Consider the following 10,372-nt stretch of genomic DNA (forward strand, 5'->3'; position numbering starts at 1 on the left):
GGCTATTGGTTTGAAGACAGGGCAAAATCAAATATCTTCTTTACCTGTAAAAAAGCCCTCGATCCATGCTTATGGATTAAGGGGGGTAACAAAATCTTGAGTATAATAATTTTTATACGATCCGACGCCAAGTTCCGTAAATGCATCGTTTAAGAGATTTTTACGATGATCGATGCTGTTTAACCAGCCAAGGCTTACCGCAGCCGCATCGGAATACCGGGCTGCGATGTTCTCCCCAGCCGTTTGAAAATAAATTTTCCGGCGATCAAGACGCGCCTTAAGGTCGCCCGACCATTTTGAATCATGCGAGAAGTAATTTCTGGTTTGCATTTCTTTGCTATGCTGATAGGCTGCCTGATGAGCCTGTTCATTCCACTTAAGAATGGGCTGGTTAAAACGCAAACGCATGACATTACTGATGTCAAAGATCTCTTGGTCTTCCGCTTGATTTACAGCGATCCATTCTTTATCATTTAAGTTCGCTGTTTTCGGCAGCTGTCCTTGATAGGTCATCGAATAAGGATGCTGAGCGGCGAGAACATCTGTCGTCATATAGCGGACACCAATCAAACGATCCGAGACATGATCAAAGTTCAATTGTGCCCAGTCCTTACCGAATTTCATTAAGGGACGAATCATCATATCCTCTTCATTTAACTCAAAGTTTATTTTTGTTCCATTATAATTGAAGGAAAGATCGCCTTCGATCGGCACCTTTTCATATATTTTTTGAGAAGCTTCGCCGATGACGAATGGATTTAGTTTTAATTGTTTTCCGAGCGCATAGATCGTTGTAACGCGATCCGTTTTCACATCAATGCCTACTTGTAAATAGTTTTCACTTTCTCTTCCATAAATAAACCAGCGGTAGCCGAATTTGGTCGGATCAACGCGCTCCGGTTTTCCAAGCATCGTGCTAACCTGTTTCGCCGACTTGCCCATAAGCGTATGAATCCCTTTTCCCGGTACCTTAAAGCTCGATTTTGATGGCGGAGACAACTTCTGATTTGTCGAAGGGTGATCCGGATAATCAGAAGGCAGGCTGACCAAGCTGATTATGAAAGTACCCGCAAAGACGGCTACTGCAATGAAAAAGATAATCACATTCGTTCTTCTGATCTTCCTTCCCCCCTTAACACTTAGCATCCTCTACCATTATAACAAGCCTTTCAACTTACAGATAACCGATTCGCTCCAGAGCGCAGCAAAAAAGGGGGCATTTCCCAGCTATTTATTTGATCGAGCGGCACGGTCACGATACAAGACAATCCATACCTGTCCGTTTTTCCCCGACGCATAGCCCGCCCCTATGCGAGAAAGATGCGCTGTTTGCAGAACCTTGGCATCTGGCGAATCACGCAGAACCTGAGCCGCGTCCATGGGTTTATTGCGCTGCATTTTCAAAACATGGACACTGCCTGCACCATAACCCAAGTCCTTTAGCATTAGTTCAACGGCCTCCTTCTCCTCTAAATCTTGGGATGCGAGTTGCTGCGCGACGATACGTGCCGCGCGAAACAAATCCCAATCCGGTTTGGCAGCTTTTTGATGGGATGCCTTACGTTGCTTCTGCACCTGATCAAGTATCTCTCGTTCCTGGTCAGCTACTGGAGAAATTTGACGTTCTTCTTGAGTGCTCGCAGTTGTTTTTGCCGACACAGGATGCCACGCTTGCATGTAGAGCATGATGCATCCAACGCAGAATGAGAGAATGATAAGGATTGTACACCTTTTTTTGAACGAGACTGGTAGTTTCAACTCGGTTCAACCTCCCTTGACTTTCCAGTCCCATTCTGTCCCATTCTTCACATTGATAAACCCGTAAACGAGCGATATATCATTTACTTTAACATTAAAAAAAAGTTCCAAGCGAATGATTATTCCTCAATCCTTTTTAAGCACTTTGCCATGTAGAACGCATCGACCATGGCTCCATCTCGTTGAAAAGTTTCCTTGCGTATTCCCTCTACACCGTATCCTGAAGTGCCAAAAAGCAGCAGAGCGGCCCGGTTCTCATAACCCACACAAGCTTCAAGACGAAAAATATCATGTACGTGCGCCCATTGCTCGGCCTTCTCGAGGATCATTTTTCCATAACCATTGCCGCGAAATTGCTTCAACACGCCGATGCTAAGCGATGCAAGATGCTTTATTTCAGGCGCTGAATGACCCTGTATGGCAATAAATCCGATCGCTTGCTTCTCCTTCGCCGCAATAAAGCAGGCGGTCCGTGAACGGTGGTGCTGAACAGGTTTGCATGGATTGAGCCAATGAGATTCAAGCCCGAGCATCCAGGTTTCTTCATGAATCGGTTGGTACACGTCGATCAACTGGTTGGCATTTTGTTCATTCACTTCAATTAAGCTCAGCATCGCTTGCCCTCCTCATCCTCAACAATCATAGTAAATATATGAACGTAGAAGAGGACCTATGTTAAGCAATTGGAGTGATCCAAGTGCCTCATCGCGCAGCAGCAGAACAGGAGCCATCCCCTGAGAAAGAGGAGAAGATCGCTATTTTTTCTCGAACGTCTTTCTTCATTGTAAAAATGAGCCGAAAGCATGTGCCCCCGACTCATTAATGATGCAAACAGTAGATCAGAGCAATGCTGCAATGATCATCAATAAAAAGAGCAGCATCATATAATTCAGTGAATAAACAAACATCAGTTTTGCCCACTTAATGGTATCTTTCGCTTTAAACCCGTATATTGCCAGCCCAAGCCAAGCAATACTTAAAACCAATGCGCCTACAATGTAGATCGGTCCCAATTCATAAAGAAGAAACGACGTTGGGACCAAAGTAGCTACATAAGCAATCATTTGCCGCTTGGTCACCTCAAACCCTGCAACAACCGGAAGCATCGGAATTCCCGCCCGCCTATACTCTTCGACTCGCTTCATTGCAAGTGCAAGAAAATGTGGCGGCTGCCAAAGAAATAGGATAAGAAACATGATCCAAGGAATCGGTGAGTTAAGCGAAGGGTCAACGGCCGCCCAGCCAATAAGTGGCGGAACCGCTCCGGCCACACTGCCTACGACGGTATTCATCGAATGGCTTCTTTTCAACCACAAGGTATAGACCAGAACATAAACCAGCAGACCGAGCAAACCGAAGGCCGCTGCTGTTATGGATGCGACAAGGAGTGCAACAATGCCGGCAGCCGACAAGGCAATACCCATAACGAATACCGTCTTTCCTGTCATTTTGCCGGTTGCCGACGGACGTTCATGCGTGCGCTCCATTAACGGATCAATGTCACGATCGATATAATTATTCAGTGAACACCCTCCGCCAATCACAAGTGCTGTTCCAATGAGAACAAAGAGAATCTGCGGCCATGTTTCAAGCCAACTTGCTCCAGTAAAGTGCATAGCCAGCAAAAGGCCGGAAAAAGTTGTAAAAAGATTAGAATCAACGATGCCAATCTTTACGGTCGTCAGTACATCGCGTACCATACCTCGCAAGGGCGTTGTATCATGTGCTTCAATGGCCTGCCCAGAGGAATCGATCATTTTCATCATAAAATGCCTTCTTTCGTATAAGTAAAGAGATAAAGTGTTTTTTCATTAACTAAACCATGTTGACGAATAACAAACAAGATGCGTCGTTTAACACATCGTTCCCGTTTCATTATAAAGGAATGGGTTCAATTTGTCTTACGCAAAACTCAATGATTAATATCACTATAATTTATTTATTTATCGGCTTTTCAATGAAAATACAGCTTTTTTTAGGCCTTGGCCTTTTAATTTGAGCGAAATATGCGAGCGACCCGTCAAAATTTGATAGAATGGTACCATGCGATTATTAATCACAATCTGCAAAACAGAAAATCAGGTGATTCTATGCGTTCTAAATGGTTAAAAATAATCAGCGTTGCCGGAACACTTGCCGTGCTGATTGTTGTATTGATGGGGGCATTGGTAACGAATACCGGCTCAGAATATGGTTGTGGAAATAATTGGCCGCTTTGTAATGGAAAAGTTATTCCGGATGCGCAAACCCACCATACTTGGATTGAGTACAGTCATCGCGTTGTTTCAGGACTAGCCTCACTTCTTGTCGTTGTCCAAGCCGTTTGGTTGTGGATTCGTTTCAAACACGTATGGGGCATGCGTTTTCTTGCTTGTTCCTCCGTCTTTTTTATTTTTTTACAGGCATTTCTCGGCATGGCTGCAGTCGTCTGGGGCCAGTCCTCTGTTGTACTTGCGCTTCATTTTGGTATCTCGCTGCTCTCCTTTGCAAGCATGGTTCTTTTAACCTGTCTTGTTTTTGAACAAGTCAATCCGAATCGGTATCAGGTCAATCTCTCCGTACGGACGCCGATGAAATGGAATTTTATTTTATTAGGCATTTATACGTATATCTTGGTTTATTCAGGTGCTTTTGTCCGCCATACGGAATCAAGTTTGGGTTGTACCGATTTTCCGCTCTGTAATGGGCACTTGTTCCCCGAACCATGGATTAGTAAGGCAGGCGTTCAGTATTTACATCGCATCCTCGCATTAATTTTGCTTGTCTGGCTAGTCGGAACACTGATTGCAGCAATAAAGCGGTACAAGCGTCAAGAACAGATATCAAATCTGCTCTTTGTCATTCTTATTTTGGTATTCCTTCAAGCGGTCGCAGGAATATTTATTGTCACCACGAAGATGAATTTACTCTTTTTATTGCTTCATGCATTCTTTGTAACCGGGTATTTTGGCATTTTAACCATCCTCATTTTGTTTGGGTGCCGTCCAGAAAAAAAATAAACTACTGTAAAACAAGAAAAGAGCAGGGGCCAAATTGACCCCTGCTCTTTTCTTATCCGCTTTCTATATTAGCTTAATTCAATCATCAAATCTCCAGTTTCGATCACATCGTTCTCATTAACATGTATCTTTTTAACGGTTCCATCCATCGAAGCCTGAACAGTGGTTTCCATTTTCATTGCTTCGGTAACGAGCAGATGGTCACCCTTCTTCACACGCTCTCCGGAAGATACGAGAACTTTAACGACCGTACCCGGCATGGAAGCACCAATTTGATGCGGGTTATCTTTCTCAGCTTTCTCATGCGCCGTTTCAGATGATTGGACGTTCACATCTTTCACCGACACTTCGCGCGGCTGTCCGTTTAATTCATAGTAAAGGGTCCGCGTTCCGTCCTTTTGCGGATGGCCGATCGAAATTAATTTAACGACAAGCATCTTACCTTCTTCAATCGTTACCGATACTTCTTCACCTAAGCGAAGGCCATAGAAGAAGGTCGGTGTACTAAGCACCGTATTTTCTCCAAACGTATCGCAAAAATGTAGATAGTCTGTATAGACCTTAGGATAAAGCGCCGCAGAAAGCACTTCATGAAATTTAAATTTACGTTCAAACTTTTCTTCAAGGCGTGCCTGAATGTCGTCAAAATTAATCGGTTCGAGATTTTTTCCCGGTCGATCGGTCAACGGCTTTTTGCCTTTCAGAACAATACGCTGCAGTTCTCTTGGGAACCCTTGATACGGCTGGCCAAGTTCACCCATAAAGAAGTTAACCACAGAGTCAGGGAAGTCAAGCGTCTGGCCTTTTTCATAGATGCTGTCTTCATTGAGATTATTTTGCACCATATACAAGGTCATATCGCCAACAACCTTGGAAGACGGTGTCACTTTAACAATGTCGCCAAACAGTAAATTGACGCGCCGGTACATATCTTTTACTTCTTCGAAGCGGTCGCCTAGTCCCACCGCAATCGCTTGTTGCTTCAGATTGCTGTACTGACCGCCCGGCATCTCCAACTTATAAATCTCTGCATTCGAGGTTTTCATGCCGCTTTCGAACGGGAAGTAACAGGCGCGTACTTTTTCCCAATAATGACTGAGCGATTCCAAAGCGTCAATTGATAGGTCCGGTCTGCGGTCATTCGCACTGAGCGCATAATACAGCGCATTGACACTCGGCTGAGACGTCATCCCTGCCATCGCTTCAATCGCAACGTCAACAATGTCAACACCCGCTTCAATGGCTCGGACATAAGTATAAATACCGTTTCCGCTTGTGTCATGTGTATGAAGATGGATCGGAATATCAACCGTATCCTTCAATTCGCTAATCAACCGATACGCTGCCTCAGGTTTGAGCAGTCCCGCCATATCTTTAATACCGAGAATATGTGCGCCGGCGTTTTCAAGTTCCTTAGCCATCTTTTTATAATAATCAATCGTGTATTTGGTACGTAATCCATCAAGAATGTCACCGGTGTAACACATTGTGCCTTCGGCAATCTTCCCGCTTTCAATGACCGCATCAAGGGAAACACGCATCCCCTCAATCCAGTTCAGGCTGTCAAAAACACGGAACACATCGACACCATGTTTTGCCGCTTCTTTGACAAATGCTTTGATGAGGTTATCCGGATAATTCTTGTACCCGACAGCATTCGATCCGCGTAAAAGCATTTGCAGCAGGATATTCGGCATCTTCGCTCTGATCTTATGCAGCCGTTCCCAAGGATCTTCTCTTAAGAAACGATACGCGGTATCAAAGGTTGCACCACCCCAAGCTTCTTCAGAAAACAAATGGGGCAGGAGATGTGCCGTTTGTGCCGTGACACGAATAATGTCCTTGGTCCGCATCCTTGTGGCGAGCAAGCTTTGGTGCGCGTCACGGAATGTCGTATCCGTAAGCAGTACCTTTTTTTGTGCTTTAACCCATTCAGAAACGCCTTTAGGACCCTTCTCTTCTAAAATCTGTTTTGTGCCGCCCGGATAGGGATCCGATAATTTCACATCCGGAATTGGCGGAACATCAAAGATCGGTTTCTTATTCTTTGCAATTCCCGGATAACCGTTAACCGTTACATTGCCAATATAGCTCAGCATCTTCGTTCCGCGATCCAATATTTTTTCAAACACAAACAGTTCCGGTGTTGTATCAATAAATGTTGTCGAAACGTTGCCTTCAAGAAAATCAGGGTGTTTGACCACGTTAATCAAAAACGGAATATTGGTTTTAATCCCGCGAATCCTAAATTCCTTTAGGTTACGCAGCATTTTTACCGCAGCACTTTTAAAGCTGCGCGCCGATGTTGACAGTTTGACGAGTAGCGAATCATAGTAGGGTGTAATCACAGAACCAGTAAACGCGTTGCCGGCGTCCAGACGAACACCGAAACCACCGCCGCTCCGATAAGCAACAATTTTACCTGTGTCAGGCATAAACTGGTTGCTTGGATCTTCTGTTGTAACACGGCATTGAATCGCATAGCCGTAAGTATGAATATCTTTTTGCTCCGGAATCAGCACCGGGTCCTCATGCAGGCCATAACCTTCGGCAATCAGAATCTGTGATGAGACGATATCAATTCCGGTAATTAATTCTGTAATCGTATGTTCAACTTGAACACGCGGATTTACTTCAATAAAGTAAAACTGACCATTTGGCGTAACCAAAAATTCAACCGTGCCTGCATTTAAGTAGTGAACACTATTCATTAAACGCACGGCGGCTTCACAAATTTCATGACGTAATTTCTCACCAATTCCTCGACTTGGCGCGACTTCGACAACCTTCTGATGGCGACGCTGCACCGAGCAATCCCGTTCATAGAGATGAACGATTTCGCCGGATTGATCGGCCATAATCTGAACCTCAATATGGCGTGGATGATCCAGATATTTTTCAACATAGACATCCTCTTTGCCGAAGGTTTGTCTCGCCTCAGAGGTTGCGCGCGCGTAGGCTTCCTCAACGCCCTGTGCACTGCGGACAATACGCATTCCGCGTCCGCCGCCGCCAAGTACTGCTTTAATAATAATTGGGTAACCGTGTTCTTCACCAAAATTCTTGACGTCTTCAACAGAAGACACAGGTCCACCCGATCCAGGGATAACCGGGATATTTGCATTAAGCGCTGCTTCTCTGGCAGCAGCCTTATCACCAAATGTAGTCAGATGTTCCGGGCGCGGACCGACAAAAATGATTCCTTCTTCTTCACAACGGCGCGCAAATTCGGCATTTTCAGAGAGAAAACCGTATCCTGGATGAATTGCATCCACATGATGCGTTTTTGCAACTTCAATGATGCTGTCAATATCCAAGTACGCTTCAATCGGATTTTTTCCTTTACCGACCAAATACGATTCATCAGCTTTATAACGATGATAGGAGCTGATATCTTCCTTGGAATAAATGGCAACCGTTCGGATACCGAGTTCCGTACAGGCACGACAAATTCTGATTGCAATCTCACCGCGGTTAGCAATTAGCAATCGTTTAATTTTTCGCTTTAACATTCTCTCTCTTCCCTTCTATTTGACTCGACCTCTTTAAATTAACAAACCCAGAGATATTCATTAAAACGCAGATTGAAAAAACCATTGTGATCAGCGAAGAACCACCATAGCTGACAAAAGGCAGAGGTACCCCAGTAATTGGTAAAAGACCGGTAGCAGCTCCCAAATTTACAAACGTTTGAATCGCAAGCATACTTGAGATTCCAATAGCAAGCAGACTGCCGAATACATCTTTGCAGCGGATTGCGATCACGAATCCCTTAAAAACAAGATAAGCAATACATAACACAACAAATAAAATGCCTAATAAGCCAAGTTCTTCCCCAATGATTGAAATAATGAAATCCGTTTGTGGTTCCGGCAAGAAACCTGTTTTCTCAATACTCTGACCAAGGCCTCTTCCCGTCAATCCTCCTGAAGCAATGGCTATATATGAATTGATCAGCTGTCGACCCGTCTTATCCGCAACGGAAAAAGGATCATAGGCAGCTGTAAATCGCCCGAGTTGGTTGCCGCTTAATGCAAAATGGTAAACGCCGATGACCGCGACAGCAGAAAGCGCAGCTAAAAAGAGTAAATGTTTCGTTCTAAGTCCTGCACAAAGCACCATAACCGTGGATATCATAACCAGTATCATTGCTGTACCAAAATCCGGCTGCTTCGCAATCATAAAAAAGAAAACCATAATAACGATGAGCGGCGGTGCAACGGAAGTTTTGAAATCAGCGATCATATTCTGTTTGTTCGAAAATACGGAAGCTAAATAGAGAATAACTGTAATTTTCACTAACTCAGCAGGCTGAAGATTAAACGACCCGAGTCGTAACCATGATTGTGCATTGTTAACGGTACTTCCCAAAACATATAACAAGAGCAATAAAAAAAAGGATAGAAGAATCATTGGTTTGACAACTTTACGATACGCCTTATATGGGACAATCATCCCCACAATACCAATAGGCACCGCAAGAGCCGCCCATCTCAATTGATGAACAAAGAAATAGCTGGCCGGCTGCGGCGTAGAAAAAAAGATACGCGCCCAAACCGAACCCGCGCTATAAACCATGATCAACCCAAATCCGATCAAGAGCGACATGGTTATGAGTAAAGAATAGTCAATATGGTGCAACAGCTTTTTCAACGTAAGATCCACCCTATCTGATCCATTGTCATTACATCCAAGATCAAGTTCTTGGAAGCAGGTTTCGAACAACAGGGTATTCATACCTGGTGAACTGTGATAAAAAAGCCCAAACCTCACCTTCAGTTAGGGTACGAGTTTGAGCACTTTACTATTATTTATGTGTCGATGCCTCATGAAGGGCAGACACCTGTCGTTCAAGCGAACTCAGAAGTTCTTTTCCTTCATCTGCACGGACAACACCGAGACGAACCGCAAAATCAATTTCACGGGACAGACCGAACATTTGTGTGTCCAGTACTTCTTCATACAGGGGGCACTGGGGCATCGTCAAGTTTTCCATTTGCACCCCGATCAGTTTCAGAATCTTCTGCGCGTCGGCCTGCAGCAATTCATAGGCTTTCTCACGTTTGCCTATCTTAATCTCGACTGACATATCTGCTCCCCCTTGTCTCAATTACTTGCCTAAAGTTTATCTTAACCTCTGTCCTGATAAAATGCAAGATTAATCAAAGTCTACGAAATGACCACCTGCGGGTTTGCCGTAGTCCGCACGATCCTTGTTCGATTTCATGCCAAAACCTGCTATACTTAGCTTAAGGAGGTTTTTTTCATGCAAGTTAAGTGTGCATTATGTGAAAAGATCTGCCGGCTGGATGATCGGTCGGCGATCGCAAAACGGCTGAAAAACAGACCGATCCATACGTATCTTTGCGATTCTTGCCATAAAAGAATCAGTGAACGAACGAGAGAGCGCTGGGCAACAGGCAAATTCACACTGCATCTGCCTTCACACAGTAGCAAAAAGAAGGTAGGCCGTTCTTAAAAGGGTACGACTCCATCGCGTTCGATGCATGAATTCAAGTTCGCAACTCATTTTTTTACAGTATAAGACAGTATACGATTTTGCCCCTTCTTCAAAACAAGAGACCAGTGTCTTGGCCAAGAATCAAAGCGGAGGT

General features: G+C 44.4%; 9 protein-coding genes. 2 read left to right on the forward strand and 7 right to left on the reverse strand.

The genetic code is table 11. The features are described 5' to 3' along the window. Window positions 1–69: 69 nt before the first annotated feature. The 4 genes from SIN01_RS09410 to cyoE all read right to left on the reverse strand — a co-directional run bounded on the left by SIN01_RS09410 (window position 70) and on the right by cyoE (window position 3,521). Entirely contained in the window at window positions 70–1,104 is a 1,035-nt protein-coding gene (locus SIN01_RS09410) for a CAP domain-containing protein (protein ID WP_010024892.1), read from the reverse strand. A 123-nt stretch (window positions 1,105–1,227) separates the two neighbouring features. Further along, window positions 1,228–1,686 carry a spore germination YkwD domain-containing protein gene (locus SIN01_RS09415; protein ID WP_047035276.1) on the reverse strand — a complete coding sequence of 153 codons (459 nt, stop codon included), beginning with the start codon at window positions 1,684–1,686 and terminating at the stop codon, window positions 1,228–1,230. A gap of 191 nt (window positions 1,687–1,877) precedes the next feature. Next, a complete protein-coding gene (locus SIN01_RS09420; RefSeq protein ID WP_010024894.1) occupies window positions 1,878–2,372 on the reverse strand; it encodes a GNAT family N-acetyltransferase in 495 nt (164 codons plus the stop codon). A gap of 225 nt (window positions 2,373–2,597) precedes the next feature. Further along, complete coding sequence (gene cyoE, locus SIN01_RS09425; protein ID WP_010024895.1) at window positions 2,598–3,521, reverse strand: heme o synthase; 924 nt, start codon at window positions 3,519–3,521, stop codon at window positions 2,598–2,600. 327 nt (window positions 3,522–3,848) lie between these two features. On the opposite strand from cyoE, the gene SIN01_RS09430 reads away from it, so the two are divergent. Then, window positions 3,849–4,757 (forward strand): COX15/CtaA family protein, encoded by a 909-nt coding sequence (locus tag SIN01_RS09430; RefSeq protein WP_010024897.1) that lies wholly within the window; start codon window positions 3,849–3,851, stop codon window positions 4,755–4,757. 68 nt (window positions 4,758–4,825) lie between these two features. Here the strand turns inward: SIN01_RS09430 and SIN01_RS09435 are convergent, their stop codons facing one another. From SIN01_RS09435 to SIN01_RS09445, 3 genes are all read right to left on the reverse strand, one after another. Continuing rightward, window positions 4,826–8,269 carry a pyruvate carboxylase gene (locus SIN01_RS09435; protein WP_010024898.1) on the reverse strand — a complete coding sequence of 1,148 codons (3,444 nt, stop codon included), beginning with the start codon at window positions 8,267–8,269 and terminating at the stop codon, window positions 4,826–4,828. Further along, window positions 8,250–9,410, reverse strand: a complete 1,161-nt coding sequence (locus SIN01_RS09440) for an FtsW/RodA/SpoVE family cell cycle protein (protein WP_010024899.1) — start codon at window positions 9,408–9,410, stop codon at window positions 8,250–8,252. The genes SIN01_RS09435 and SIN01_RS09440 overlap by 20 nt, the downstream gene beginning before the upstream one ends. Before the next feature lie 154 nt (window positions 9,411–9,564). Further along, on the reverse strand, window positions 9,565–9,846 hold the full coding sequence (locus SIN01_RS09445) for an Fpa/YlaN family protein (protein WP_010024900.1): 282 nt from the start codon (window positions 9,844–9,846) through the stop codon (window positions 9,565–9,567). Between the two features lie 177 nt (window positions 9,847–10,023). On the opposite strand from SIN01_RS09445, the gene SIN01_RS09450 reads away from it, so the two are divergent. Further along, window positions 10,024–10,236 carry a YlaI family protein gene (locus SIN01_RS09450; protein ID WP_010024901.1) on the forward strand — a complete coding sequence of 71 codons (213 nt, stop codon included), beginning with the start codon at window positions 10,024–10,026 and terminating at the stop codon, window positions 10,234–10,236. Window positions 10,237–10,372 lie beyond the last annotated feature (136 nt).

The sequence above is a fragment of the Sporolactobacillus inulinus genome (assembly GCF_006539285.1).
Taxonomy (GTDB): Bacteria; Bacillota; Bacilli; order Bacillales; family Sporolactobacillaceae; genus Sporolactobacillus; species Sporolactobacillus inulinus.